Genomic DNA, 25,779 nt, shown 5'->3' with positions numbered 1-25,779 from the left:
TCATGGGGATCACAGCAAGCCGAGCTGTTGCAGGTCAGTGGCGTATTTGCCGATGAGCGCGGCAGATAGATGCGGGATGTCTTTGTCGGCACCGATCTTGGCGTCCCGTACCGCGGTGTGGAACCGCTCGGCCGGAATGGCGGAGCCGGGGATCGGCTCGCTGGGCTGCTGGACGGAGTGCAGCAGCGGCAGGAGCGAGTGCTGTCGCTGGGTTTCGGGCAGTGCGCGGATGGCGGTGTCGAACCGGGCGAACCAGTCCTGGTAGTTGTCGATGCGCTGTACCGGGTATCCGGCTTGGTTGAGCCAGTCGACGAACACGTCCAGCGAGATACCGTCGTCGTAGGGGTTGAGTGTGTTGAACGTCCGGTATCCGCTGGTGTTGTGCGCGCCGAGTTTGGCGACGGCCTCGGCGGTGAAATCGACCGGCAGCCCCTCATAGTGCGCCCGTGGCCGGTTCCCTTGGGCGTCGGTGCGGTAGAAGGAACGGGGCGCGATCCCGGTCGTGATGAGACTGAGCAGTAGGCGGGTGAACATGTCCGGGACGTTGAGCTGCCCGGTGTAGCGGCTGTGCGCGAGGATCATGTCCGATCGGAAGACGGTGACGGGCAGGCCGCACGCCTCGTGCGCTTCCCGCAGGAGCACTTCGCCGGCCCATTTACTTGTCCCGTAGCCGTTGGCGTATGTGCCGTCGAGCGTGCGGGTGGGGCTGAGGACGCGGATATCGGTGTCCTCGTCGAGGGCTGACGGGTCGAGCTGCGCCACCACGCCTACGGTCGAGAGATGGGTGAACGGTTTGATCTTGCTGGTGATGGCCATCCGGATCAGCTCGGCGGTGCCGACGACGTTGGGTCCGAACACCTGGTTGTAGGGCAGGACGTGGTTGACCAACGCGGCCGGGTGCATGATCAGGTCGACGTTTTCGGCCAGCCGGTTCCAGGTCTTCTCGTCCAGGCCGAGGTTGGGTTCGCCGATATCGCCGGCAAGGACTTCCAGGTGTTCGGCGGCCAGTTCCTGGTAGTGCCGTATCAGTTCCGCGTCGCCGCTGTCGAATGCCGCGTCGAGCCGTGTGCGGGCCGCGGTCGCGTCAGTGCCCCGGACGATGCAGATCAGTGTGCCGCCGGTCTCGGCAAGCCGTTGCAGCCAGTCCAGGCACAGGAAACGGCCGAGATAACCGTTCGCGCCGGTCAGCAGCACGGTGTGCGGGGTGCCACCGCTGGGGCGCGGCAGCGTCTTGGCAGCGGCGATCACGCCAGTGTCGATGAACTTGTCCAGTCGCAGGTCGCCTGCATGGATTTCGGTGCTGTCCTGGCCGTGCACGGTCGCGAACGCGGGCCGTTTCGCCCCGGGTGCGCGCTGGGCTTCGATGTAGTTCGCGATCTGGCGCAAATCGTTTGCCGGGCTGATGATGACCCCGACCGGGACCTCGATGTCGAAGATCTCCCGCAGCAGGTTGGAGAACGACAGTGCGGACAGGGAGTCGCCGCCGAGCTCGGTGAAATGGGTGGTGGCGTCCAGGTCGGCGCTCGAGGAGCCCAGCAGCGCCTGCGCGGCGCGGCTGACCGTTGCGAGCACCGGCGCCTCGGCGCCGCTGCGGCGGAGTGTGCGCAGTTCGTCGGCCTGTCTTTCGGCGAGTTCGCTGTAGAGCTGTTCGAGGCGGTCGCCGTAGCGTTCTTTCAGCCGCGGGCGCAACAATTTCCGCGCATCCGAGAGTAGGCCGTTCTCGGTGGTGAACGGTTTGGTCTCGATCAGAAAATCACGGGGAATCTCGTAGGAATTCAGCTCGGCCCGCTTCGCGACGTGCTGCAGCGACTCACTGAGCGATGCTTTGAGCTCGGCGGAGTTTCCAGCCCGCTGGGCGGCTTCCTCGGTCGGCACGATCACCGCTAGCAGGTAAGCGCGTTCGCTGCTGCCGTAGACAAAGATCTGCCGGATGAGCGGGCTGGTGACGAAGATGGCCTCCAGGCGTGAGACGGCGACGAACTCGCCCTGCGACAGCTTGAGCACATTATTGCGGCGGTCGACGTAGACGAGCTGATCCGGCGCGATCTCGGCCATGACATCACCGGTCTTGTAATAGCCGTCCTCATCGAAGACCTCGGCCGTCACCTCGGGCCGTTTGTAGTACCCGGGAAAGATGTTTTCCGTCTTGACCAGAAGCTCGCCCCGCGGATACGGCGAATCGGTGCGAAAATAGCCAAGCTCGGGAACATCGACAAGCTTGTAATCGAGTACCGGCGGCCGCAACATCTGCGTGTCGAACAGGATTCCTCCGGCCTCGGTCGAGCCGTAGCCATCGTGCAGCCGCAGATCCAGACTGGACTCGACGAACGCCGCCATGTCGGCAGAAAGGGGCGCGCTGCCACAGGTGACTTCCAGCACGCGTCCACCCAGACGGCGCTCTCGCAGATCCGCCTTCACCGCCGCGTCCAGCGCGTTCTCGTCGTCGAAGTCAGCGGCGCGCCGGTCGCGCCCACTCTGGTACTCCTGGAACAGCATGTCGCAGATCCGCGGCACCAGGAGCAGTTCGGTCGGCCGGACCAGACCGATGTCCTCGAACAGCGTGGACAGATCGCTCTTGGCCGTGAAGTAGCTGATGCCGCCACGACCGAGCGTCCCGAACAGTGAAGAGCGCCCGGCGATGTGACTCAACGGCATGTAGTTGATCCCGATCGCGGGCAGGTCGCCCGACTCGAACCGGAACAGGGACCCGGACCACAGCTTCCGCACCATCCGGTCGGTGTACATGGCGCCCTTCGGCGTGCCCGTACTTCCGGAGGTATAGATGAGCAGGCTCAGCGGGTCCTCATCCGCACCAGGGGTGAACATCGGCGCGGGCGGCGACACGCGTCCTCGTTCGAGCACCGCCGCAAGCGAGTCAAGCGCGGTGACACCGGCCTCGGCCAACCGCCTGCGCGCCGCCTCGAACTTCTCCCGCTGGTCATCGGCCTCCGGGCGGTAGTCGAACACCACCACCCGCGGCGTCTGCGCACCCGACAGCGCCAAGTCGACGGCAGTGTCCAGGTATTCGATGCTCGCCGCGAGGACACGAGGCCCGGTCTCCTCGACGACCGGCGTCAACTGAGCAAGCGCAGCGCTGGACTGCAGCGGCACAGCGACCGCACCGAGATACCCACACGCCAGATCAAGCATCGTGTAGTCGCTGCTGGTGAACCCGAGCAGAGCGACGAAATCACCCGCACGAAGCGGACACTGCCCATCCTGGTGCCATTCCGCCGCGACCGCTCGCACACCCGCCCACAGCTCGCGATAACTGATCGTCTCGAACTCCGGCAACAGCCGCAGCGAGGTACGGCCCGACACCGGGTCGGTCACCACCTCTGTCGCCCGCTCACCCAGAGCGGGCCGATCGGCGTACCACTCCATGATCGCCGCCACCGTCTGCGCCCATCGCAGCCCCGGCTCCCGCGCCACGGCACTGACCGCTTCCCGCGGCCGGGCGTCCCGGAACTGCCGGTCGTGAACAGACAACTCGGCGGTCACACGCTCCACTCGCGCGGACACGCCACCCTTGACCTCAGGCTTCCAACTCATCACCCATCACCAGCTTTTCGCCAGTCACCACTACTCACGCACCCCGAGGGCCTGCCTCTCGATTAAGTGTATATACCAACCAACTATACAGCCGGTAGGTGGCACCAGCAGTGATGACGGTGTGATATCCGTCCTATGGCACCGGTGCTGCTGTGCAGCCACAGCCCGTTTTCTCACGTATACGGGGCGTGGTGCGAGGGGAGCCGTGGGCGGGGCCTCCGGCGGCTGCAGGGTGCTGCTGGTCGTAGTGGTGGCAACAGGTTGCTGCTCGGCGGGTTCCGGCGGGTGGTGGTCGTCGCGGTGGTGCTGCTCGTGGTCGTGGTGGTCGGCGGGCGGCTGGGGCGCAGGAACGCAGGTCCAGCCAGTACGAGGCAGGAAGGCCGAAGGGCAGTTCTCTCGGGGCGTACGGGGTGACAGAGCGGTCTCGACGGTCGTGGCCTGACGGGTGATCTTCGCGAGGGCCGCCTCGGAGTGCGGGCCGGGGTCGAGGGCGGCAAGGTGGCTTACGACCCGGACGGCCGCCCGGTGCATGGGCTCGGCGTCACCCGCCAGGATCACGACGCCCGCGACGGACGGCTCGGTCTCGGCGACCCGTGGGGCGACCTTGCCACCCATGCTGTGCCCGGCGACGAACACCCGGCTGGAAGCGACGCGAGGCTCCCCTGGAGCAGACGGACAGCGGCAGCCGCGTAGGGGACGTACTCGCGTGTCATCGTGAAGTCGTCCGCGGCGGCCACCTCCGTCGCGTATGTGAAGGTCATCTTGTCATTGCGCAGCACCGCCACGCCGCGGCCGGCCAGACCCCAGGCAAGGTCCTTGAGGGGCGCTGGGTCCGCTGGTCGCGTCCCGGTCGAAGGGACCTCCGCCGCTCAGTGGCACGACCCCGGGCCACGGGCCTCGCCACGCGGAACGGTGACGGTGCCGGCCAGGCTGCGTCGGGAGCACCCTGTGATCGTTCTCGGAGTCATTTTGCTTGTCATCGGGTTCGTGACCGGTATATCCGTCCTGTGGACGATCGGGGTTGTTCTCCTACACGTTCACTGAGAGAACCTTGGTGCAGGTTTCAGAATTTCACAAAAAGGTCTACTCCGTACCTCGAAGTGGGCCGAATTTTGAGGGGGTATGGTGATCTCCAAGATCCTCATGCCATGAGCATCGCCGAGCCAAAACGTAACCCTTGCCCCCATTGAGGAGATAGAGCGTTCCTGCCGCTTTCGTGGACGAATGAGATCCCAGGATTCGCTCCCTCTCCTCGCTGTGCGCCTCACTGATTTCCAGATGGCTGTAGTAAGGGCGCAAATGCATCAACTCGACCGCCATGAAGGCGACATCCAGCCGGGTGTCGAATCCTTCCACATTGACGCTACGTAGTAGCAGCGTGGAGTGACTAACGGAATACTGCCAAACCTGAAACTCGCGCCCCCACTCTACGATTTTTTCCATGTCACCCTCCGAAAAGAAAATCTGGCTCAGGGACCTTCACCTCGGCCCCATGTCGATAGAATGTGATGCCATCCCAGGGGCGGTCCCCAACTCGCACAGCCTTGCCGACGTGGTACATCTCCCGTTCCGTCGCGAACCAATTGGTGCCGCTGCCATTTTTATAGGCGTTGATGAATTGTTCGGCGGGGCTGGCTCCACGGAATCCATCCAGCGAGATGTGAATCTTGACATTTGGATTGTGGGCGGCTGGGGCAACCAAATGTGGCGCCTCGGGGACGAGTTGGCCGTGCGCATGCAGCGCATGGACCCCACTCCGGAGCTCCAGCTCAAGGAGCGGCGGTGGCTACCCGTGCTGGCCCCGCGCCTGCCGCTCCCGGTGCTGACCCCCGGTTCCGCCGGTTATAGGCAGGCCACGCTTCCCGCGCCGCATGCGCGGGGCCGAGGAGGCTCTCTCCAGTTCCCAGGGCAACCGTCCGACCATTCCACGCCCCTTACGCCGGGAGGTTCTTCGGCGACCGCTCCAGGTCCAAGATCGCCTTCCATGGCCTTCGCCTTTCAAGCACAGGCTCGGCTCCTCCTTGGCCCGCCCGCGGGCGGGGGTTAAATGACGGCGCTGCAGGCTTCACTTCATGTTGCGGACTGGCCGGTTGCACGCCCCCGAAGGGCGCTTGTCACTCCACTTCGACGCCACCCTTTCGAGCGACGCCGGGAGTCAGCTACCGGGGACCCTGGCATCTCCCCGGGCCGGACTTGCACCGGCTGGCAACCCTGAGCTTGTCGTCCGGTTACATCGTTCACGCCCCTTCTGAGCTGCGGTGACGTCCGGACTGCTGGACGTACGCTTGTCTTTTAACCAGTCCGCCGGGGCTTCGTGCCGACCTTGTGATGGGTAGGCCTCTGGAACAGTTGGCCGGTGGCGAGGACTCTGCCCACGTCATGGCGGGTAGCCCGTCGCCGGTTCATGGTCCCCGGCGGTCGGCCGGGGCCGGGCCGGGAGGGTTTCGGTGCCCCCGCCGGGGAGGCCGCCGTCGGACGGATGTTCCTGAACCCCCGCCGAACCCGGGCCGGGGCGAGCCGTGCAGGCGGGGCCGGTTTCTCCCAAGGGCGCCGCAGGTCCTGGACGAGCGGGTGGGCGAGCCGGAGCTGGGTGTGGGCGGAGATGATGCAATGCCGCGAAGTTAGGGACCGTAAAGAATCAAGGTGTGGGTTTTGCTTGTGGCGTGAGAGTGACGCCGTGCGCCGTGGCGTAGACGAGGAGGCCGGTGAGGGTGCTCAGGTGCGCCGCTGCGGGCCCGAGGGAGTGCCCGTGCTGGACCATCAGCTGTCTGATCTCGCCGGTGGCCTCGCGGATGGTGTCCTTGCTGACGGTGAACAGGCGGGCGAGCGCGGTGGGCGGCAGGGCGAGGTGTTGCTGCAGCGCGGTAGCCAGGACGCGGTCGGCCAGGTTCAGTTTGGCTTTGCGGCCGCCTCCCGGGGCCCGGCGACGTGTGCCGCCGTCGCGTCGGGTGGTGTGGTCCGGGGCGTGCAGTGCCTGCCAGGGGGCGGCCAGGGCCGTGGTCAGCTCGGTCAGTGTGGTGCTGGTCATGCCCGTCAGGGCGGGGTGCGACAGGGCCCCACGGTCGAGGCCGACGGTCGGCCCGCTGAGGCTCGCCGGCTCGGTGAGGCGGGGGTGCACGGTGTAGTTCCACTCCCCGTGGAAGGCGTGGCCGGTCAGCGGCACCGCGTTCATCTCGGCGTCGCTGACCTTCACACCGGTGGGGTAGCGGCCGGGGTCCAGTTCGGCGTGGACGGTGAGCCCGGTGCGTGTGGTGGTCGCGGCGATGCTCTGCACGACGACCTCATAGCTGGTCAGCGGACGGCCGCGCCAGTTCATCGTGATCGCGGAGAACAGCCGGTGCTCCACCTTGTTCCATTTCGACGTGCCCGGAGGCATGTGACAGACAGTGACGGCCAGGCCCGTCTCGGCGGCGAAGGCCGCGAGTTCGGTCTTCCAGGCCCGGGTGCGGTAGCCGTTGGAGCCACCGGCGTCGGCGATGATCAGCAGCCGGGTAGCGCCGGGGTAGTCGAGGCGTCCTCGCCCGTTCCACCAGCGGCGGATCGACTCGACCGCGAAGGCAGCGGTGTCGTGGTCACAGCCGACGCTGACCCAGCCGGTGTTCGAAGTGATGTCGTAGATCCCGTACGGGGCGGCCCTGCCGAGCTCCTGATCGGGGAAGTCATGGGTACCGACCCGCACCGGCCGGCCCGTCGGCCGCCACTCGCGGCCCGCGTTCTTGAACTGGCCGACGACTTCCTTCTTTTTCGTATCCACGCTGACCACCGGCTCGCCGCCCGCCTGATGGTCCCTGACCTGGTCGTTGATATACCGGAACTGCGCATCCCGATTCGGGTGCTGGGCTCCCTCCAGGGTCTTCGCGTTGGCCTGCAGGCTGAAACCGTTCTCCCGCAGCAGCCGGCCCACGGTCGGCGCCGACACAGCATGGCCCTGCCGAGTCAGCTCCCCGGCCAGACACCGCAGCGACTTGGTCGTCCACCGCAGCGGCGACATCGGATCGCCCCGCTCATCCGGCTCCACCAGCGCCAGCAGAGCCGGAACGAGCAGACGGTCAAGCTCCTCGGCGCTCTTGCGACCGCCGCCGTCGCGGCGCACCCGGCCATCGGGCAGTGGGTCCTCACCACCCTCCAGCTCGAAGACTCCTTTCCGCACCGTCGTCTCGCTCACCCCCGCGGCACAAGCGACGGCCCGGACCCCACCGTGCCCCAGCAGCCGGGCCTCGGTAGCCAGCGCCAGCCGCTGCTGCCGCTCATTCAGATGAGGGAACAACACTCCGAATCTCAGGGAAAGTTGGTCACGAACCTCGCTCGGTATGCGCATACCACACCAACGACAGGAACACCGGGAAAACGGTGTTTGTGTTGATGGCTGGGCAGTTCTATGGGCTGTGTCCGCGTCGTGTGTAGTGACTGATGCGGGCCTGGTGTTGTCGCTTTCGGCGCCAGTGTGTCCAGTGAAGGATGTGGTCGACGGGTGTGGGTCGGCGGTCGGTGAGGCGGGTGATCAGGCGTCTGATCTCGGCGAGGCTGAGGCCGATGAGCTGGGAGGATCCGTTTCTACTTTTCCGGCAGAGAGTTCACGGGCTCGCAGGACGGTCAGGCAGGCGTGTGCGGCCATGGCCAGGGTGATGTGGCGGTGCCAGCCGGGATAGCGGCGGACTTGGTAGTCGTTGTCGGCGTACGAGCTGAAATGGCTCTGGCAAGATTTTCGTAGCCCGAGATCATCTCGGTGGTGTCATGGTCGACCGGCCCGCATAGCGGGCAGCCTTTGAGCGTGCTCAGTTGAACTTTCAGACTTGTTACCGCACTTGGCGGCTGTGCTGGTCTCCTCGGTCGAGGATTCCGGACCTGTGATGGTTGTCCATGCGCGTACGCGATCGCTTGTTCCCGCGGCTTGTACGGGCTGTGGGACACCGAGCGGGTGGTGTCACAGCCGCTACGTCAGACGACTCGCCGACGCGTCGCTGGGCGGCCGCCCGGTGCTAATCGAGCTGAGCGTGCGTCGTCTGTACTGCGAGAACTCCACATGCGGCAAGGTGACGTTCGCCGAGCAGGTGCCGGGCCTGACGGTGCACTATCAGCGGCGCACGCCCCTGCTCCAGCAGCTGGTTGAAGCGGTGGGCGTGCTGTTGGCGGGCCGGGGCGGGGCCCGGATGCTGCGTGTCTTGAACGTCACACTGTCGCGGTGCACTGTGCTGTCGCAGCTGATGCGGATGCCGCTGCCGCCCCACGCCACACCGCGGGTCCTGGGCGTGGACGACTTCGCCCTCTACGGCGATACGTACGGAACCCTCCTGGTCGATGCCACCACCCGGCTCCCGGTCACGCTGTGGGAAGGGCGGGATGCTGAGCAGCTCAGCCGGTGGCTCCGTGAGCATCCCGGTGTTGAGGTCGTCTGCCGCGATGGGTCGCTGACCTATCGGCAGGGCATCGCCGACGGAGCCCCCAAGGCTGTGCAGGTCAGCGACCGTTTTCATCTCTGGCAGGGCCTGTCCCGCCGCGTCCAGGACGTCGCCGCCGCCCACCGCGGCTGCCTGCCCCAAGCCCTCCCGCCGGCCGAAGAGGCCGAACCGGCGCCGGCTGAGGAGACCGCCGAGGACGCCGCAGCGGGCACCCGAGCCGGGCGCCACGCCAGAAGGCTGTTCGAGGCCGTGCATGCCCTGACCGACACCGGCCGGACCTACAGTGCCGTGTCCCGGGAGCTCGGCCTGGACCGCCGCACGGTGCGCAAGTACGCCCGCGCCCGCACCTGGCAGGAGGTAATGCGGCGGCCGCCCCGCAAGCCCTCCACCCTGGACCCCTACCGCGACTACCTGCAACAACGCTGGGACGAGGGGGAACACAACGCGATGGTCCTCCACGAGGAACTCCGCAACAAGGGCTACCTCGGGCACTACCAGCGCGTGAAGATGGCCCTCGCACCCCTGCGACGCGGACTGCCTCTGGGTCAACCCCGCGAGCGTCCACCGTCTCCGCGCGAGGCCGCCCGCTGGATCATCACCGATCCGGACCGCCGCCATCTCCACGTCACCCACCGCCTGCACCGGCTGATCGACCACTGCCCGGAACTTCGGCACACCCACGACCTGGTCCGACGGTTCGCCGCCATGCTCGACAACCGCGACGCCACACCCCTTCCGGGCTGGCTCGACGAGCTGTCCCGCAGCGGACTGGCACCGCTTGCCGGTATCGCCGGAGCCCTGCGCGAAGACCAGCGCGCCGTCGCCCGAGGGATCGCCACCATCCACAATTCCGGCGTCAACGAGGGCCGCATCACGGACGTCAAACTCCAGAAACGACTGATGGCAGGACGTGCCAGCGTCCCACTCCTCCGCCACCGTGTCGTCCTGATCGCCCACCTCCGACGCCGCTATGCGGACCGGTCGACCATGACACCACCGAGATGATCTCAAGCTACGAAAATCTTGCCAGAGCCGTGAACGTGCAGAGCCGCGTACGGATGAACGTGCAGAGTTCTTGATGTGTTGAGGGCTGGTGCCCGGCACTCTGCTGCTTGTCCTGTCCAGGGGTGCAGAGGGGGGGTGGACCGTGGTCTTGGACCCGGAGCGTTTGCTGGAACTCCGGCGTTTTCGTGGCTTGGTCGAGTCTGGGGCGATGAGCCTGTCGGAGGTCGCCAAGGAGACCGGGCTGAACTGGCGGACGGTCAGCAAGTACTTGTCTGCCGACGGGCCCGCATCGCCTCCGCGCCGGTCGCCGAACGGGCGGGTGCGGGCGAGGGTGATCGACGAGTTCGCTCCGCTGGTCGACTCGATGCTGCGGGCCGAGATCCTGATGAAGGCCGCGGTCATCCACGAGCGTCTCGCCCAGGAGTACGGTTTCACCGGCAACTACCAGCGTGTGAAGCTCTACGTCCAGGAAGCCCGGCCTCGGATCGCGGAGGAACTGGGCATCACGCCGAAGGAACTGGCGGGCATGCACCGCCGCTTCGAGGTCATCCCCGGAGCCCAGGCGCAAGTGGACTGGGGCGACGAGGGCAAGATCCTCGCCCACATGGGCATCCCGAAGGTCTACTCCTTCCACATGACGCTGTCGTACTCTCGCGACCCGTTTTGCTGCTTCACCACCAGCCAGGACCTGCAGACTTTCTTCGACTGCCACCGCCGGGCCTTCGCCCACTTCGGCGGTTATGTGGGTGACGACTCTTCCGCGATCTCGTGTTCCCGGCCAGGATGGTCGCTCCCGTCGAGGAGCTCGGATGGCCTGGCAGCCGGAGCTGGTACGAGGTGTCGATGCCGCAGGGAACCCTGCGGCATCGCTGGGTCACGCGTTGGTCGACGACTACCTGGAGTTCGTGGCGGCTCGCTGCCGGCCGAACACGCTGCTGGCCACCGCCTACGACCTGAAGATCTTCTTCTCGGCGGTGCCCAAGGAGCCGACAGATGTCGTCACCGCCGACGTCTTCGCGTTCATCACCGCGCAGAAGAAGCCGCGGCGAGGACCGAAGGTCGTCCGCCTCGAGGACGGTGAAGCGGGTCTGTCGGCACGGACCATCAAGCGTCGACTCGCCAGTGTCTCGGGGCTGTTCGGCTACCTGATGACCCGCGATGACCTGGCCGTCAAGCGCAACCCGGTGCCGACGGGGCTGGCCAACCGCCGACGAGGCGGAAATCGCGGGGCACCGTTGTTGCGGACGCCCCGCACTCTGCCGCGTGTCCTTGGCCCGGACGAGGTCGAGGCGGTGCTCGGCACACTGAACACCGCACGGGACCGGGCCATGGTGCTCGCGATGCTGCTGGGCGGCCTGCGCCGCTGCGAAGTACTCGGCTTGCGGCTGGGAGACCTCTCGCCGGGAGAACGTCGGGTGTTCATCAGCGAAGGCAAGGGCGGGCATCAACGCCTGATACCGATCTCTGCGCAGTTCTTCACCGCCGTCGGGGACTATCTGGACCAGGAGCGACCTGCCGTCGATCACGATCAGCTGTTCGTTGTGCTGCGGGGGCCGACCCGCGGCCGGCCTCTGTCCTCCGACGGTCTGGACGAAATTCTCGACGGTGTCCGCAGACGGACGGGACTGCCGCGGCTGACCTGCCACCAGCTCCGTCACACCTGTCTGACCCGGCTGCGGGAGGCGGGCATGGCCCTGGAAGCGGTACAGGCCCAGGCCGGACACCGCTCCATCGAATCGACCAGGATCTACATCCACCTGGCGAACAGCTGGCTCGTCGAGCAATACCTCCAGGCAAGCGCCGCCATCGACGCAGACAGGGTGGAGTCCTGATGCGCCGGGCCAGAGCCGCGGCCCTGCCGATCGTGCGCCCCGACCTGGTCGAGTACTACCTCGCCCACCGGGCCGGGCAGGGAATGAACACCGACCACAGGGTCCGCTGGGGTGCTCGCGCACTGCTCGCCGCAGTGCCCGATCTAGAGGACTTCTGCCGCCTTCCGCTCGAGCGTCAACTCGCGTTCAACCATGAGACGCACCGATTCATCAGCTGGCTCTCAGTCACCGGACGTCTGCAGCCCGGCGCGGACTACCTGGTCGCGCGGCGCCCACGGCTAGGCATCGTGCTGGCCAGGACAAAGCCGGAACTGCACCTGCGGTTCATGGAGACGGCCCGGACACTCGGTTTCCGCGACTATCTGGCCATGTCCCAGTTCAATCTGCTGGGCCACTTCGTGGCCCTCTTCGGCAAGCAGCCGCACGAGTTGCAGCAGACAGACTGGGACCAGGGCCGCGATCTGCTGCTGGAGGCAGCCCGTCGCATTCCCAATCGCGGGGTCAAGGCCCTGTCGACGTCTCTGTTCAACCTTGAAGCGACGCTCTTGTAAAGCGAAGGTCGTCGGTTCGAATCCGACAGGGGGCTCTTGCTACACCGCGCTGACCTGGGATTTCTCCCCAGGGGGGCGCGTCAACCGGCCTCGGACTCTTCGTCCGGGGCCGTTTGCGTGCGCGGTGCGTGAGCGGATGGGGCACCAGGGCCCGGCTGGGCTGTGGATACTTCGGCATCAACGGGTATCTGCTCGGTGCCGGATTCCTCGGCACCGTCCGCTACGGATTCGGCTTGGGATTCCTCGTCCGCTTCGGGGTTCGCCTCGGCCTCGGCGGCCTGCTCCGCCCGGCGTGCGCGAGGGACGAGGCGGGCCGCGGCCTCGGCGATTGCCCGGTCGGTCTCCGGCAGCAAGCTCGTGTAGGTGTCCGCCGTGATGGCGATCGAGGAGTGGCCGAGCATCTCCTGGATGTCCTTCAGGTCGGCCCCGGCCGCGTGGGCGAGCGTCGCCGCGCCGTGGCGCAGATCATGGAGCCGGATCGGCGGGAGGCCGATCTCCTCGCACAGCTCGATGAAACGGCGGGTGACATTGGCAGGGTGGAGCATCTCGCCGTTCTCCTTGGCGAAGACGCGGCCGGTCTCCACCCAGGCGCTGCCCCACTCCTCGCGGTCCTTGTCCTGCTGGACGCGGTGCCGCTGGAGGGCGCGAACCGTGTCCGAGTCGAGCGCGATGGTCCGCGCGCCCGCGTCGGTCTTGGGATCGTCCTCATACACCTCCCAGCCGCTCACGACGAGTTGCTTGGCAACGGTGATGCGGCCGTCGGCGAGGTGCGTGTCGGTCCACCTCTGCCCGCACGCCTCGCCTCGCCGCAGCCCGCGGAAGGCGATCAGGTGCCAGAGTGCGTAGAGGCGGTCCTCCGCGACGTGGTCGAGGAAGAGTCCGGTGTGCTCCGGCGTCCAGACCATCACGGGCGAGGGCTTCTCGCCGGTGCGCTTCCAGTGGAGGATGCGCTCTTCGGTCCACACCAGCGCCTTGGGGCGCTTGCCCGCCTCCAGCTCGACGTGGGCAGCCGGGTTGAAGGTGATCAGCTGCTGGGCGATCGCGGCGTTCAGTGCGGCCCGCAGCGTGGAGCGGATGCGCTGGCGCGTGGCCGGAGTGACGATGCGGCGGAAGGGCTCCATCTCGGCGATGGCAGCCTTCAGCACCTTGCGGTGGGCGCGGTGTTCGCGCCCCTTCCAGGGGGTCTGGGCAAGGTCCTCAATCGCCCTGCGGCGGGCGGTATTTCCCTCGATGATCTCGACGTTGGCCTCGGCGATGGCTTCGAACATCTCCGACAGGTGGCTGACGCGGAGACGGTCCAGCCGGATGTGCCCGATCCGCGGTTTGAGGTGGAGGCGGATGTTGCTCTCGTCGCGGCTGATGGCGCTCTGCCGCCCCTTCTTGCCCGCCAGCCACATGTCGAGCCACTCGCCGACGGTGAGTCGGCTGGTCAAGTCCAGGCCGTGGCTGAGACGGCGGCGGGTCTCTTCGACGTTCGGCAGAGGTGCCTTCTCGTCAGCCGCCTTCTCCAACAGTTCGGCGATCTGTGCCAGCCCCTCGGGGTCGTCGGATTCGGCGAGCCCGAGGAGCGCGCGTATGTGGTCCAGGTCGGCCTGGGCGGCCTTGACTCTCGTAGCCGGCGCGACTGAAGGAGCGGCGGGTGCCGTCCTCGCGGGGCGGGAGTTCCTGGCGTATGGAGTACGAGCCGTGCTTACGGGTGGAGAGCCTGGGGCAGTTCTTGCCAAGCGGCTTGCCGGTGTGAGCGTCGCGGCAGTAGCAACGGCGGTGGGTGGAGCCCTTCAAAGGCTGTCCTCCTCAGTGGTGTTGCCGACGAGAGGGTCCACGTCGGCCAGTGCGGTGGGAAGGTGGGGTGGTGTGGCGCCGCCTTCGCGGATGGCGATGCGGAGTTGGCGGAGCCGGTACTTGGCAAGTACGGCCATTTCGGCGTAGTCGGCTTGGTCGAGCTGGGCCTCGTCCCGTTCGGCGGAGGTGGCGGCAGTCTCCGCGTTCCAGCGTTCGCGTTTCTCGCCTTCCAGGGCTGCCAGGGCAGCGCGTTGATCGCGGGCGTGGGCGCGGAAGCGGCTGAGCATGGAGTTCTTCGTGTCACGGTCATCGGTGTTGCCGGTGAACCAGGCCATCGCCTCCCCGGGCGATACCGGCGCCTGGAAGGGGAGTTGGTGGACCTGGTCGACGTATCCGATCGGGTAGAGAAGGCAGACCGGCGGGATGCGCAGGGCCTTGGCGAGGACCATGACCTCAACGAGGGGGATTACGGCGCGGCGGCCGGACTCCATGTTGGCGATCACGTTGCGGGGGATCGGGTACCCGATCTCCGCGCAGGCGTCGGCCAGGTCCTGGGCGCTCATGCGCAATTCCTTCCTTCGGCGCCGGACCTCGGCGGCCACGGTGGCCTGCACCTGGTCGGCCCATGCCGGGACGTCGTCCTCGTCTTCGTATTCGTCATGGAATCCATCATCGAAATCGCGTTGTGTCATGTAGACACAATATCTCTGGTCAGAGAGTTGTTTTCATGCCTGGAGACGGACGCGATCACCGTGTTCGCCGAGGGCTCAGCTATGGATGGAGCGCCGCATGCGCGACGACGAGATCACCAGCCCGCCGAAGGGCATGACCCGGGAGGAGCTGCTGGCCCTGCCTGCCGCTGTTGACCTGGACACCGGCAACCGGGCACTGGGGCTGGGGCGGAGCAAGGGCTACGCCCTGGCGAAGCGCGGCCAGTACCCGTGCAAGGTGCTGCGCCTGGGTAAGGCGTACCGGGTCGTGACCGCCGACCTGCTCGAGTTGCTGGGCCTGGCCGCATGAGGGGACGCGTCCGTAGCAGACGCTTCTGCGCTGAGCTGACACAGAAACGCTGGACTGTGGACAGGCGTGGACGTACTGTCCGTGTTCCCTCAGGGCACGCCCCAGGTGTTCCTCCAGGGAACAACCCCGGCGTTCCCCCGGGGAACAAAGCGGGCCCCCGGCGGTGCGACGCCGGAGGCCCTCACAACTCCCCTGCACGGCTTGAAGTGAACCAACCCGGCGGCAAGGGCGTGCGAGCCCGCCACCGCCAGACGAGGAGCTGCCTGATGCAACCTGCCACACCCGAGCCCTATTCCGCACCCTCCAATGCGGTCTGGCCCACGTCGGCCGTCCCCGGTCAGCCCGGCGCGCACCTGCGTGGCGAGGGAGCCGAGGAGGCGAACGACGACCACGGTGACCGCTCCCACGGCACCGAGGAGCAGGCGCCGCCGGTCGGGTCCGAGGAGGTACCCAACAGGGAGCCGGCCGAAGGCGCCCTGGTGCTGGCTGATCTGCGGGCGCAGCTCAAGCGGTACGTGGTGCTGCCGAGCGAGGAGGCCCTCACGGCGGTGACGCTGTGGGTTGCGGCCACGCACCTGCAGCACGCGTGGCAGCACGCGCCGCGTCTGGCGGTGGTCGCTCCGGAGAAGCGGTGCGGTAAGTCGCGGCTGCTGGAGGTGGCGCTTGAGACCGTGCACAACCGCCTGATCACGGTCAACGCCAGCGCGGCGGCGATCTTCCGCTCGATCACCGAGGAGGACCCGCCGACCCTCCTGGTCGACGAGGCCGACACCCTCTTCGGCACTGCCAAAGCGGCGGAGAAGAACGAGGAGGTGCGCGGCCTGCTGAATGCCGGGCATCAGCGCAACCGGCCGACCTTGCGCGTGTCCGGGCCCGAGCACAAGGTGCAGGAGTTCCCCACCTTCGCCATGGCCGCGCTCGCGGGGATCGACGACCTGCCCGACACGATCATGGACCGGTCGGTGGTCATCCGGATGCGCCGCCGGGCGGCGGGCGAGAAGGTGGCGCACTTCCGCACCAGCCGGGACACCCCCGCCCTGCACGCGATCCGCGACCGGCTCGCCGCCTGGCTGCCGCCGCTGCATGCGCAGGCGATGGAGATGGAGCCGGTCATGCCGGTCGAGGACCGCGCGGCGGACACCTGGGAACCCCTGGTGATCGTCGCCGACCTCGCCGGAGGCGAATGGCCCGCGCTCGCCCGCACCGCCTGCCGCATCATGACCGACTACGAGGCGGGACAGGACGAGGAGGGCGGGACGCGGACCCGCCTCCTGGTCGGCATCCGCCGGGCCTTCGCCGCCGAGAACGATCCAGCGGTGCTGGGCACAAAGCGCCTGCTGGAGCACCTCAACGCGGATAAGGAAGCGCCGTGGGCCGAGTACGGCCCCAACGGCCTGACCGCCCGCGCTCTGCAGCTGCTGCTCAAGCCCTACGGCATCAGCTCGGCCAACCGCCGCTTCCCCGACGGCACCCAGGCCAAGGGCTTCGCGCGCAACCAATTCCTCGACGCCTGGGCCCGCTACTGCCCCGCGCCGAAGCCTCCAGTCGGGCCGGCCCAGCCGGTGGCTGAGCCTCTCCTCGGTGTCGCAGCCTGACCCTCCTCGACTCGTCGCACCCGTCCCCGCGCAGGTCAGCGCGGGGACGAGTGAACGGCCCGCAACGAGTCGAGTCGACATCACCACCCCACTCGTACCTGCCCTGACCAGGCACGCAACGAGTGGTACGAGACGCCACCCTCACGGCGGCCCCCTCGCTTGCCCCTGCGCCGTGGCCGCCGCCCCAATCCCACCTGGAGTGCCTCCGCTTGCCCGCCCCCACCACCGCCATACGCGGCACCGACGCGATCCGCGCCGGCATCGCTCTGCTCGCCTTGTTCGCCTTCGCCCTCTCCTACGACGCCCTGCGGCAGATGGCCGTCGCCATCCACATCCGCGGACTGCTCACCTACGCCTTCCCGCTCGTGATCGACGGGTTCATCGCCATCGGCGTCGGCGCCCTGCTCATGCTGCGCACCGCCCCGACGCTCTCCCGCGCGTACGTATGGGCGCTCGTCGGTGCGGCCACCGTCACGAGCATCTGGGCCAACGCCCTGCACGCCGTCCGCCTCAACCAGCAGGCCCGCCCAGGCGACGGCCTCCGGCTCGACGACGTCACCGTCGGCGCTCTGTCGGCCATCGCCCCACTCGCCTTGGCCGGCGCTGTCCACCTCTACATCGTCATCCACCGCCACCCCACTCCTCGGCCCCAGGAGCCCGACGCCACAGAGCGCTACAACCTCGCCAGTCACAGCCACAACGGCTCCGACGGTGCCGAGACCCCTGCCCCCGTTGACGATGCTCCCGCCGCACCGGAGCCAACTGCCGCTGACGTGGCTCACGGCCCCGCCGACGTGGCGCGGGATTCTGCCGACGTGGCTTCGGACACCGCCGAAGTGGCTGAGGCCCCGCAATCCTCCGCCGAACCGCAGGGTCACGAGCCCAGCGAAATCTCTCCCGAACGACTCGCCATCGCGCGCACCGCGCCACTGGGGCGCAAGGGCCGCGCCTCGCGCCGCCACATCGAAGCCACGTTCCGTAGCAGAGACCTGACCATCGGCAGGACGGAGGCGGACAAGATCAAGGACATCCTTCAGGCCGAACTCGACGAAGCCGCCTCCCAGCGGCAGAGGGAACTCGACACAGCCCCCGTCGGCACCGCCTGACCCCTGCGATCGCACTGATCGCGCCATCCTGGCTCACCCCGTGTCCCCGTACAGACAAGCGCGGGGACACGGGGGCCGCGCACAGCGAAGCACCCGACACCAGCACCCTCGGAGAACCAACCCATGCACGACCCGCAACGCGAACTCCTCACCCCCCAGCTGGAGATGACCACCGCCCTGAACAGCGCAGCAAGGTATCCCGCTGGACCGTCCAAGGGCCGACCCCACGGGGAAGCCTCCGCCCCGGGGGGTGGCGGAGGCGTTCGGGCACCAGGGGGTGCCCGAGGGGGAACAGCCCGTCGACGCCAGCGCTGTGTCGCTGCCGCGTGCCTCCGACGCCGCCGCCGTGCACCGTGTCGCCCGCCGTCGCAAGCGCGAAGACGTGCGGCGCAAAGAACGCGTCGACGTGCGCTACAGCGTCGACGAGAAAACCAAGATCCTCGCCGCGGCCCGGTCACTGAACATCGCCGGCGCCCACTACGTCGGCGCCGTCGTCATGGCTCACGTCCACGGTGATCTCACCCTGCCCGGCCAGCGCACCCAACTCGACGACTACATCGACGAGCTCAACACCCTGCGCCGCCAGGTCGCCCAGATCGGCCACAACATCAACCAGATCGCCAAGAAGCTCAACTCCGGCGGCGATCCACACCCTGGGGATACCGCCACTTTGGCCCAGGCCGAGCACACCGTGACCGCGGTCGGCACCGCAGTCGGCCACATCGCGGCGGCGGCGAACCAGGCCGTGGCGAAGAAGGCGGCCTGATGATCGCGAAGATCAGCAGCGGCAAGGACACCGCGGGCCTGGTCCGGTACCTGTTCGACACGAAGAAGGCCAAGGACCACACCGACCCGCACCTGGTCGCCTCCTGGGACGGCTTCGCCCCCGACCCCGGACGCGCTGACGACTTCGCCGCCACTAAGAAGCTCCTCGTGGCCGACCTCGACCTACACGTCAAACAGGCAAGGCGGCTCGGCCGTGCACCCGAGAAGCACATGTGGCACTGCTCGATCCGCGCTGCCAAGACCGACCGCATCCTCAGCGACGAGGAGTGGGCCGACATCGCCCGCCGCGTCGTTGCAGCCACCGGCATCGCGCCCGGAGGCGACCCGGACGGCTGCCGCTGGGTCGCGGTGCGCCACGCACCGGACCACATCCACATCGCCGCCACCAAAGTCCGCGGCGACCTGCGCACGGCACGGCACTGGAACGACTACCTCACCGCGGACAAGGAACTGGCCGCCATCGAGGAGGAATACGGACTGTTCCAGGTTGTACGCGGCGACCGCACCGCAGCCAAACGCCCCACCCGAGCCGAACAGGAAAAGGCCCGCCGCGCAGGCCAGCAGCAGACCGCACGCGAACGCCTGCGCACCACCGTCCGCACCTCCGTGGCGGTCGCCGCCAGCACCGAGGAGTTCCTCCGCCTGCTCACCGACCTGGGCAGCGTCCGCATCGAGGTCCAGCACTTCCCCTCCGGCGACCTGCGCGGCTACAAGGTCGCCCTCGAAGGCGACACCAACGCCGCAGGCGAGCCCATCTGGTTCTCCGGCTCCGAACTCGCCCCGGACCTGTCCCTCCCCAAAATTCAACAGCGCCTGGCCGTCACTGATCTCCAGCCCACCGACCAGCAACCGGGCCCGCGCAGGCCCAACCCCTGGCACCAGGCCACCGCCGCCGCCGAACGCATCCCCCACCACCTCGACCAGGGTGACGACGAAGCCGCCCAGGCGCACCTCGCCGCCTTCGGAGAAGCACTCGACGCACTGCCCCGCCTCGCACCTAAAGACATCCGGCCCCAGCTCCAGCACGCCGCCATCGCCTTCGAGCGCGCCACCCGCTCCCGCATCCGCAACAACGACCAGCATGCACGTGCCCTGCGCGGAGCCGTCCGCACCATGCGCTCTCATCCCGTCACGGGCGACGGCGCTGTCCTCGCGATGTTCCTCGACGCGGCCGTCCTCGTCGTCATCGCCGCCGCCCGCTGGCACCAACAACGCCAGCACGACCAGCAGGTCATCGCCGCACACGAGACCCTCGTACACCTGCAGACCGCGTACGACCAGGCGGCTGCCGCTCCCCTGGTTGCCATGGCCCAGCGCAAGCCGCCCCAGCAGACGGTCGACGGGTTCGCCCGCCAGATATGGGAGGCCGTCCCCGCCCATGCTCAGCGGGTCCTCGACGACCCCGCGTGGGGCGCTCTGGCCACCGCGCTCGCAGAGGCGGAAGCCGCAGGGCATATACCCGCCAGGCTCCTCCAACAGGCAGCCGACCAGCGGACACTGGACGACACCTATTCACCAGCGCGGACCCTCGCCTGGCGCGTCCAACGCCTCAGCGCAAGGCCGGCCCCCAGCGCCCAGGCCCTGGCCGCCCAAGCCCAAAGCACCACTGGGATCCGAGCTGCACGCCCTGCCCAACCCGAGCCACTTCCCCCGCACCAGTTTGGGCCTGCGGGCGCGCGGCATCGGCGTCGCTGAGGCCGAGCACCTGGCCTGAGTCCGTCCCTGCCGGGGCTATTGGCCTCGGCAGGGACTGTTCGCCGGCGCCCACCAGCTCAGCGCCCAGCGGAAGGGGCGCGAGTGGCCAGGACCGGGATGGAAGCGATCTTCTTCGCGTCCAGGTGCTCCCACACCAGTCCCGTCGGGCGGTGCGGGTCGCGGCAGGTGATGATCTCGTCGGGCGTGACGATCAGATCCACGCCGAAGTCGTGCCCCGTGGCAGGAAGCTCCTCGTCCAGTACCTGCAGCGCGTGGACGGTGGTCACGACAACCGTCTCCGGGCTGATGAGTCCGGCCTCCATCAGGAAGGCGAATTCGAGGTCCGAGTAGCCGGCGCCCTTGCCGATGCGTACGCCTGCCCGGTTGACCGCGACGCTTCCGACCACCACCAGATCGACAGAGCGCAGAGACTCGACATCGACCTTGGGAGCGATGGAGGCGGCGACCTTGCTCGACGCCGCTTCGGCGGGTGGAACCGTCAGTGCCGCCGGATCCAGCAGGTAGAAGGGGCGTGGATCGGCGAGCTTGGGCACGGCCATGAACACGGTCTTGCCTTCAGCGAGCGCACGGGCGCGCACCGGGAGCTGGGCCTTGTCCGGTACCGCTTTGATGACGTGAGCAGAGTGCCACTGCGGCAGGCTCGCCAGCCGGCCCGCAGCTCGATCAGCGCCCTTGAAGTTCGGGATACGGCCATGGACCGATGCATCGTGGACTGCGTCGGCCTTATCGAGCAGGTCCCATACACGCTCGCGCACCTGCTGCTTTTCCTGATCCACCTGTGTGGGCATGCCGGTTCCCTTCACGCCGCTTCCATCAGAGCCATCAGCCGGTCCTGCGCCTCCTGCACCGCCGGCTCGCTCCGCCAGGGACGCAGCTCGCGGGCAGCGCGGAAGACGACGTTCATCCCACCACCTCCGCGCGTGCCGTGCAGTTCGTTTACGGCATCGTTGAAGGTGGCCAGCGCGGCATCGAGCTCTCCGCTGCGGATCCAGGACAGTGCGAGATTGCCCAAGACGATCGCACGGGACTTGCGCCGGTCCTGCAACTCCACCGCAGTCATCTCAAGAAGCCGTTGGGCCCTGCGGTAGTCGCCGAGGGTGAGGTAGCAGGAGCCCGCCATCCGTCCGAAATGCGTGGGAGAGAGGAGATCATAGGCGGCATCCGCGCTGTGGGCCTGTTCCAGATGCCTCTCCGCACCGGCCAGCGCGCGCTCGCATTCGCGGCCCTCTCCGAGGAAGGCATGGGCTTCGGCGGCATGCAGCATGGCAAGACCGGTCAGTACGTGACTTGTGTACCGCGTCGTACGAGCCGTTTCCAGCGCGAGGCTGAGCCCTTCGCGGTAGTCGTTGGCGCCATAGAGAGCTACGTAGCACGTACGTAAGAGAGCGTGACCCTCTGCGGTCCGGTCGCGCAGATGCCGCGCCACATTGACGCTCTGCGCGTAGTACGACCGCGCGGTCGCGTGGTCGTGCCGTTGTGAAGCGTCCCAGACCAGTTGTCCCATGAAGGTGGCGGCGTCGGCCTGGAGGACGCGCATCTCGCGCTGTACGCGGCCCGCTGGTGCTTCGCCGGCGAGGAACGCGACCTGGCTGACGTGCTGCCCCGCTTGGGCGAGCAGGGTGGCGGAGGGCATCCGGTCATAGCGCTCTGCGAGCGTCTGCATGCCGCCCCGGAGCTCGGCGATCGTGACGAGGTCCACTCGTGACGGGTACCGCATCGCGTACTGGGTCCGCTCGGTGGCCGGCGCCTCTTCCTCCGACGCCAACACGAGGAGCTCGCTCAGATCCTCAGTGCTCACCTGCAGGACGGTAGCGAGGCGCGGCCGCATGTACGGCTGCGGAGCCGACGTGCCCGATTCCCAACGCGAGACGGTGGACCGCTCCACGTTCAGCGCCTCAGCCAGGCTCTCCTGCGTGAAGCCCACTGCGCGACGATGGCGCACGAAGCCGTGACGTTTGAGCGCCATAGGAGCGACTCCCCGATGTAGAGGGCGATTTCCGCACCAGATAGACCGCAGGACATCGCAGGTCATGCCCAGCTGTGCGTCATGGATGCCTCGTTCGTGCGGCCATTCTGCTCTGGTTCACGGCCCTGGGTGGCGGTTCTGTGGGGTCCACCGCCCGGAAGTGGGACTTCCACCGAGACGGAGACGTCATGGCATCGGAACCACGTGCCGCATGGCAACCGCTGCCGCGGCAGCAGGCATTCGGTCACACCGCTGTGTCAGTACGTGCAGCACGGGAGTTCGCGAGGGACACACTCGCCGGCTGGGGTATCTCGGACCGGGTCGATGACGTCCGTCTGTGCGTATCGGAACTCGCCACCAACGCTCTGGCGCACGCCAGCGAGGGTGCGAAGGGATTCCGCGTAGGGATCACGCTCGATGGCCGCCTCCTGCGCGTGGAAGTTCACGACAACGGGCCCGGCATGCCGAGGCGCTGTGCGCCGGACGACGACAGCGACACCGGAAGAGGTCTTCTCCTCGTGTCGGACGTCGCCGACGACTGGGGCAGCGAAGCGGTGGGACAACACAAGGTCGTATGGGCCGAGTTCAAGGTCTCCTCCCCGTTCTGGTCACCGGCGTCCATCGATGGCCTCCGGCACGTTCCGGCCCGTGACCACCGTGTCGGCTCCAGATGTCCGCCTCAGCACGCGTTCCACCGAGAGCACGTGGAGGCGGCTGCCCATCCCAACAACGAAGGGAAGTACGAATGAACGAGCAGCTCAGGAAAGAGAAGCACAACGAGGTCCATGAGGGCTACACCGCTCCCCAGCTGATCGCGCTGGACGTGGTGTCGAAGGTGACGCTTGGCAAGTACGCCGAGGACAGCGCCGACAAGGGCCGCTATTTCGAGTAGGCCCACCTGCCGGGTGCTGGGCGGAAGCGTAGGCCGCATCTGCCCAGCACCCGACGGCCATCCAGAAAGGGAAGGCATGTTCCATCTGAGCAGCCCAGGACAGTGGTCGGCAGATTCGTCGGCGCTTTGGTCCGACCCTCGCGCCCCAGTCGTGCGGGGCACATCAGTCGGCACCACGCATCGCGTCGTCAGCGACGGACCGGTACGGATGGCCGTCGTGGGCAACTGCTACGCCACGGACAGGCAGCTGCGCGACGGACTCCACGCCGCCCGCTCCGGCCAGTGGTCCGCACTCACCACCTGGCCCGGAAGCTACTGGGCCGTGGCAGACGACGGAGATACAACAGCGGTCATCACCGACGTGGCTGGAACACGGCCGGTGTACTTCGCCGAGACACCAGACCGCACACACTGGTCTACGTCGGCGCAAACCCTTGCCCTCCGGATCGGCGCGAGAGTGGACCACGCCTCGGTGATCGCGCGCCTCGTATGTGCCACCGTGCCCGAGGTCACAGGCAACGGAAGCGCGTTCCAGGGCGTACGTCGACTGGCCGGAGGCCACGCACTCGTCATCCACCGCGACGGCCAGCACTCGGTCGAGGAGTACGAGAAGCCTCGAACGCTCCACTTCGCCGAGGCCGCCGCAGAGCTCCGCGAAGCACTTATCACCGCGGTCACCAGCCGAGCTGCGGCAGCCCGCAAGCTGACCGCCGACTTCTCCGGCGGCCTCGACTCCACCTCGCTGGTACTGCTGGCAACCGGCATCGCAGGCGCTGAAGTCCTCGCCGTCACCGACGCGGACGCCACCAGCACCAACGAGGACGTCGCCTACGCCCAGCGGGCGGCCACGGGCCAGCCGGGCCTGCACCACGAGCTCGTGACCGACGCCGAGGGCCTCTTCTTCGCCGGGCTACTGGACGCTCCCGCAACCGACCAGCCGTTCCCCGATGCCGCCCGATGGCGCATGCGCGCCGCGTACCAGCGCCCCTGCATCGGCCACGGAAGCGATACCCATCTCACCGGGTCCGGCGCCGACACCCTGCTCGCCACCTCCCCGTACTACCTCGCCGACCTGGCACAAGCGCGTGACATCTCGGCCTTGATCAGCCACTCGCTGGCCCGTGCCCGTCTGCGCCACCTGCCGATGTACGCCGTCGTGGCGGCGGCCGTCCGCCTCTCGCGCACCACCCACGCCGCGGTCCTCCGGCAACTCGCCCACGAAATCACCACCGACCCGGCCAAGGCGAAGCCGGAGCACCCGGCCCGGCTCCACTGGGTCCGGGCCTCCGGGCTCCACAGCTGGCTGACCCCACAGGCCCGCCACGCCCTCTCGACGCGCGCCGCCATCGCAGCCGAACACTGCACGGTCCAACCGAGCCACACCAGCCGCCACCGCGCCTGGGCCGAGCTGCGCGAGTTCGGCACCTACGAGGCGGAGTTGCGCAACCAGGCCCACGCTCAGGGGCTGCCGCACCACGCTCCCTACCTCGACAACGCCGTCGTCCGCGCCGCGATGGCCATACCAACCTCCTCCCGAGCCAGCACCACACTCCAGAAGCCGCTGCTCGGCGCCGCGCTCCACGGACTCGTACCTGACTGGCTCCTACAACGGCGCACCAAGGGCGCCTACGACGGAAACGCCTACACCGGCCTGCGCCACCACGTCACGGCCCTGCGCGACCTCCTCACCACCAGCGAACTGGCTGCCGAAGGCTGGATCGATGCCTCCGCCGCCTGTGCCGAACTGGACCGCCTGGCTGCCGGCGTGCCCGGGAAGCTCGCGGCCCTCGAAGCGCTCATCGCCGCCGAACTCTGGCTGCGCCAGCACCGCTCCCGCGCCACCACCAGCGAAACAACGGAGGTCTCACATGTCTGATCTCCGGCCGGCGCCCACGGTGCGCGCCACCATCACCGAGCGCGGAGGCATGTTGCTCGACCTGCGCGGCAAGGGGCGGTGGTACGCGCTCACCTTCTCCGGCGCTCTGTGGTGGCGCTACCTTGCCGCGGGCGCGACCGTCGACGAGGCCGCCGATCATGTGTCGGCCCTCTTCGGCGCTGACCCGAACCGGGTACGCACCGATATGCGAGCCCTCGCCCAGCAGCTCCTCGACCGCCGTATGCTGCGCGACCCCGCCCGTAGGAGGTGGCACCGTTGAGCATCCCCATGGCCGTACCCGCCCGAACCTCCCGGCCACCCTTGCCCGACCGTTTCGTGGCCGTTGCCGCACTCGCCCTGGCCACCGCCTTGGTGCACACGGCACCGCTACGGGCCACCCTCGCCGTCGCCCGTATCGCCAAACGCTGCACCCGCCGCCCCGCGACCGCCACGGAAGCCGGGCGAGTGGTCGCCGCACGCGACTGGGCCAGCCGGTTCTTCCCAGGCCGCGCCGCCTGCCTGGAGATGTCCCTGGCCGCCTTCCTCGCCTCGACGCTCCACGGCAAGGCCGTGGACTGGTGCATAGGCTGCCGCTTCGCCCCATGCGAGTCACACGCCTGGATCGAAGCGGACACCCAGCCCGTCGGGGAAACGAACACCTCCGACCGCCCCTTCCACGTCACCCTCCGCACCTGACCAAG

Annotated in this window: 19 protein-coding genes and 4 pseudogenes; 14 read left to right on the top strand and 9 right to left on the bottom strand. The window is 68.0% G+C overall.

Features of this window, described 5'->3' with window-relative positions; all coding sequences use genetic code 11:
* Window positions 1–9: 9 nt before the first annotated feature.
* Together car and K9S39_RS06395 are read right to left on the bottom strand one after the other, a co-directional pair.
* Window positions 10–3,501 (bottom strand): carboxylic acid reductase, encoded by a 3,492-nt coding sequence (car, locus tag K9S39_RS06400; protein ID WP_248862356.1) that lies wholly within the window; start codon window positions 3,499–3,501, stop codon window positions 10–12.
* A 1,134-nt stretch (window positions 3,502–4,635) separates the two neighbouring features.
* Window positions 4,636–4,995: a hypothetical protein gene (locus K9S39_RS06395; RefSeq protein ID WP_248862355.1), complete on the bottom strand. Its 360-nt coding sequence runs from the start codon at window positions 4,993–4,995 to the stop codon at window positions 4,636–4,638.
* A 235-nt stretch (window positions 4,996–5,230) separates the two neighbouring features.
* Here K9S39_RS06395 and K9S39_RS43325 point away from each other — a divergent pair.
* Window positions 5,231–5,390, top strand: a pseudogene (locus K9S39_RS43325) (phosphotransferase); the annotation flags it as partial.
* Window positions 5,391–5,844: 454 nt separating this feature from the next.
* Here the strand turns inward: K9S39_RS43325 and K9S39_RS06390 are convergent.
* From K9S39_RS06390 to K9S39_RS06380, 3 genes and pseudogenes are all read right to left on the bottom strand, one after another.
* A pseudogene (locus K9S39_RS06390) lies at window positions 5,845–6,159 on the bottom strand (NF041680 family putative transposase); the annotation flags it as partial.
* A gap of 31 nt (window positions 6,160–6,190) precedes the next feature.
* Complete coding sequence (locus tag K9S39_RS06385) at window positions 6,191–7,870, bottom strand: ISAzo13 family transposase (RefSeq protein WP_248861314.1); 1,680 nt, start codon at window positions 7,868–7,870, stop codon at window positions 6,191–6,193.
* A 183-nt stretch (window positions 7,871–8,053) separates the two neighbouring features.
* Window positions 8,054–8,221, bottom strand: a pseudogene (locus K9S39_RS06380) (IS701 family transposase); the annotation flags it as partial.
* A gap of 145 nt (window positions 8,222–8,366) precedes the next feature.
* Between K9S39_RS06380 and K9S39_RS06375 the strand changes: the two are divergent.
* The 3 genes from K9S39_RS06375 to K9S39_RS06360 all read left to right on the top strand — a co-directional run bounded on the left by K9S39_RS06375 (window position 8,367) and on the right by K9S39_RS06360 (window position 12,339).
* Entirely contained in the window at window positions 8,367–9,956 is a 1,590-nt protein-coding gene (locus K9S39_RS06375) for an ISL3 family transposase (RefSeq protein ID WP_248868613.1), read from the top strand.
* An 809-nt stretch (window positions 9,957–10,765) separates the two neighbouring features.
* On the top strand, window positions 10,766–11,788 hold the full coding sequence (locus K9S39_RS06365) for a tyrosine-type recombinase/integrase (protein ID WP_248862354.1): 1,023 nt from the start codon (window positions 10,766–10,768) through the stop codon (window positions 11,786–11,788).
* Window positions 11,788–12,339 (top strand): hypothetical protein, encoded by a 552-nt coding sequence (locus K9S39_RS06360; RefSeq protein ID WP_248862353.1) that lies wholly within the window; start codon window positions 11,788–11,790, stop codon window positions 12,337–12,339. Before K9S39_RS06365 ends, K9S39_RS06360 begins: the two co-directional genes overlap by 1 nt.
* A gap of 80 nt (window positions 12,340–12,419) precedes the next feature.
* Here K9S39_RS06360 and K9S39_RS06355 read toward each other — a convergent pair.
* Both K9S39_RS06355 and K9S39_RS06350 read right to left on the bottom strand, forming a co-directional pair.
* Window positions 12,420–14,121: pseudogene (locus K9S39_RS06355) on the bottom strand (site-specific integrase).
* A complete protein-coding gene (locus K9S39_RS06350) occupies window positions 14,118–14,813 on the bottom strand; it encodes a helix-turn-helix domain-containing protein (protein ID WP_248862352.1) in 696 nt (231 codons plus the stop codon). The pseudogene K9S39_RS06355 and the gene K9S39_RS06350 overlap by 4 nt, the downstream one beginning before the upstream one ends.
* Before the next feature lie 97 nt (window positions 14,814–14,910).
* On the opposite strand from K9S39_RS06350, the gene K9S39_RS06345 reads away from it, so the two are divergent.
* From K9S39_RS06345 to K9S39_RS06325, 5 genes are all read left to right on the top strand, one after another.
* A complete protein-coding gene (locus K9S39_RS06345; RefSeq protein ID WP_248862351.1) occupies window positions 14,911–15,141 on the top strand; it encodes a hypothetical protein in 231 nt (76 codons plus the stop codon).
* Between the two features lie 266 nt (window positions 15,142–15,407).
* Window positions 15,408–16,736 (top strand): DUF3631 domain-containing protein, encoded by a 1,329-nt coding sequence (locus K9S39_RS06340; RefSeq protein WP_248862350.1) that lies wholly within the window; start codon window positions 15,408–15,410, stop codon window positions 16,734–16,736.
* Window positions 16,737–16,945: 209 nt separating this feature from the next.
* Window positions 16,946–17,842: a DUF2637 domain-containing protein gene (locus K9S39_RS06335; protein ID WP_248862349.1), complete on the top strand. Its 897-nt coding sequence runs from the start codon at window positions 16,946–16,948 to the stop codon at window positions 17,840–17,842.
* A 250-nt stretch (window positions 17,843–18,092) separates the two neighbouring features.
* Entirely contained in the window at window positions 18,093–18,608 is a 516-nt protein-coding gene (mobC, locus tag K9S39_RS06330; protein WP_248862348.1) for a plasmid mobilization relaxosome protein MobC, read from the top strand.
* Window positions 18,608–20,323, top strand: a complete 1,716-nt coding sequence (locus K9S39_RS06325; protein ID WP_248862347.1) for a relaxase/mobilization nuclease domain-containing protein — start codon at window positions 18,608–18,610, stop codon at window positions 20,321–20,323. Before mobC ends, K9S39_RS06325 begins: the two co-directional genes overlap by 1 nt.
* Window positions 20,324–20,400: 77 nt before the next feature.
* Here the strand turns inward: K9S39_RS06325 and K9S39_RS06320 are convergent, their stop codons facing one another.
* Together K9S39_RS06320 and K9S39_RS06315 are read right to left on the bottom strand one after the other, a co-directional pair.
* Window positions 20,401–21,132: a 5-formyltetrahydrofolate cyclo-ligase gene (locus K9S39_RS06320; protein WP_248862346.1), complete on the bottom strand. Its 732-nt coding sequence runs from the start codon at window positions 21,130–21,132 to the stop codon at window positions 20,401–20,403.
* A gap of 11 nt (window positions 21,133–21,143) precedes the next feature.
* Window positions 21,144–22,310, bottom strand: coding sequence for a helix-turn-helix domain-containing protein (locus K9S39_RS06315; protein ID WP_248862345.1), 1,167 nt, complete (start codon window positions 22,308–22,310; stop codon window positions 21,144–21,146).
* A 188-nt stretch (window positions 22,311–22,498) separates the two neighbouring features.
* Between K9S39_RS06315 and K9S39_RS06310 the strand changes: the two genes are divergently transcribed.
* The 5 genes from K9S39_RS06310 to K9S39_RS06290 all read left to right on the top strand — a co-directional run bounded on the left by K9S39_RS06310 (window position 22,499) and on the right by K9S39_RS06290 (window position 25,774).
* Window positions 22,499–23,059: an ATP-binding protein gene (locus K9S39_RS06310; protein WP_248862344.1), complete on the top strand. Its 561-nt coding sequence runs from the start codon at window positions 22,499–22,501 to the stop codon at window positions 23,057–23,059.
* A complete protein-coding gene (locus K9S39_RS06305; protein ID WP_248862343.1) occupies window positions 23,056–23,202 on the top strand; it encodes a hypothetical protein in 147 nt (48 codons plus the stop codon). The genes K9S39_RS06310 and K9S39_RS06305 overlap by 4 nt, the downstream gene beginning before the upstream one ends.
* A 76-nt stretch (window positions 23,203–23,278) precedes the next feature.
* On the top strand, window positions 23,279–25,078 hold the full coding sequence (locus K9S39_RS06300) for an albusnodin/ikarugamycin family macrolactam cyclase (RefSeq protein ID WP_283112286.1): 1,800 nt from the start codon (window positions 23,279–23,281) through the stop codon (window positions 25,076–25,078).
* On the top strand, window positions 25,071–25,358 hold the full coding sequence (locus K9S39_RS06295) for a PqqD family protein (RefSeq protein WP_248862341.1): 288 nt from the start codon (window positions 25,071–25,073) through the stop codon (window positions 25,356–25,358). The genes K9S39_RS06300 and K9S39_RS06295 overlap by 8 nt, the downstream gene beginning before the upstream one ends.
* Window positions 25,355–25,774 (top strand): lasso peptide biosynthesis B2 protein, encoded by a 420-nt coding sequence (locus K9S39_RS06290; protein ID WP_248862340.1) that lies wholly within the window; start codon window positions 25,355–25,357, stop codon window positions 25,772–25,774. Before K9S39_RS06295 ends, K9S39_RS06290 begins: the two co-directional genes overlap by 4 nt.
* Window positions 25,775–25,779: the final 5 nt, after the last annotated feature.

The sequence above is a fragment of the Streptomyces halobius genome (assembly GCF_023277745.1).
Taxonomy (GTDB): Bacteria; Actinomycetota; Actinomycetes; order Streptomycetales; family Streptomycetaceae; genus Streptomyces; species Streptomyces halobius.
This window is presented reverse-complemented; position numbering and strand designations above follow the sequence as displayed.

Excerpts from the sequence above, each read along its gene's own strand:
- K9S39_RS06395 (WP_248862355.1), bottom strand. The coding sequence starts at position 4,995 with ATGGAAAAAATCGTAGAGTGGGGGCGCGAGTTTCAGGTTTGGCAGTAT.
- K9S39_RS06385 (WP_248861314.1), bottom strand. The coding sequence starts at position 7,870 with ATGCGCATACCGAGCGAGGTTCGTGACCAACTTTCCCTGAGATTCGGA.
- K9S39_RS06365 (WP_248862354.1), top strand. The coding sequence starts at position 10,766 with ATGGCCTGGCAGCCGGAGCTGGTACGAGGTGTCGATGCCGCAGGGAAC.
- K9S39_RS06360 (WP_248862353.1), top strand. The coding sequence starts at position 11,788 with ATGCGCCGGGCCAGAGCCGCGGCCCTGCCGATCGTGCGCCCCGACCTG.
- K9S39_RS06350 (WP_248862352.1), bottom strand. The coding sequence starts at position 14,813 with ATGACACAACGCGATTTCGATGATGGATTCCATGACGAATACGAAGAC.
- K9S39_RS06345 (WP_248862351.1), top strand. The coding sequence starts at position 14,911 with ATGCGCGACGACGAGATCACCAGCCCGCCGAAGGGCATGACCCGGGAG.
- K9S39_RS06340 (WP_248862350.1), top strand. The coding sequence starts at position 15,408 with ATGCAACCTGCCACACCCGAGCCCTATTCCGCACCCTCCAATGCGGTC.
- K9S39_RS06325 (WP_248862347.1), top strand. The coding sequence starts at position 18,608 with ATGATCGCGAAGATCAGCAGCGGCAAGGACACCGCGGGCCTGGTCCGG.
- K9S39_RS06320 (WP_248862346.1), bottom strand. The coding sequence starts at position 21,132 with ATGCCCACACAGGTGGATCAGGAAAAGCAGCAGGTGCGCGAGCGTGTA.
- K9S39_RS06315 (WP_248862345.1), bottom strand. The coding sequence starts at position 22,310 with ATGGCGCTCAAACGTCACGGCTTCGTGCGCCATCGTCGCGCAGTGGGC.
- K9S39_RS06310 (WP_248862344.1), top strand. The coding sequence starts at position 22,499 with ATGGCATCGGAACCACGTGCCGCATGGCAACCGCTGCCGCGGCAGCAG.
- K9S39_RS06305 (WP_248862343.1), top strand. The coding sequence starts at position 23,056 with ATGAACGAGCAGCTCAGGAAAGAGAAGCACAACGAGGTCCATGAGGGC.
- K9S39_RS06300 (WP_283112286.1), top strand. The coding sequence starts at position 23,279 with ATGTTCCATCTGAGCAGCCCAGGACAGTGGTCGGCAGATTCGTCGGCG.
- K9S39_RS06295 (WP_248862341.1), top strand. The coding sequence starts at position 25,071 with ATGTCTGATCTCCGGCCGGCGCCCACGGTGCGCGCCACCATCACCGAG.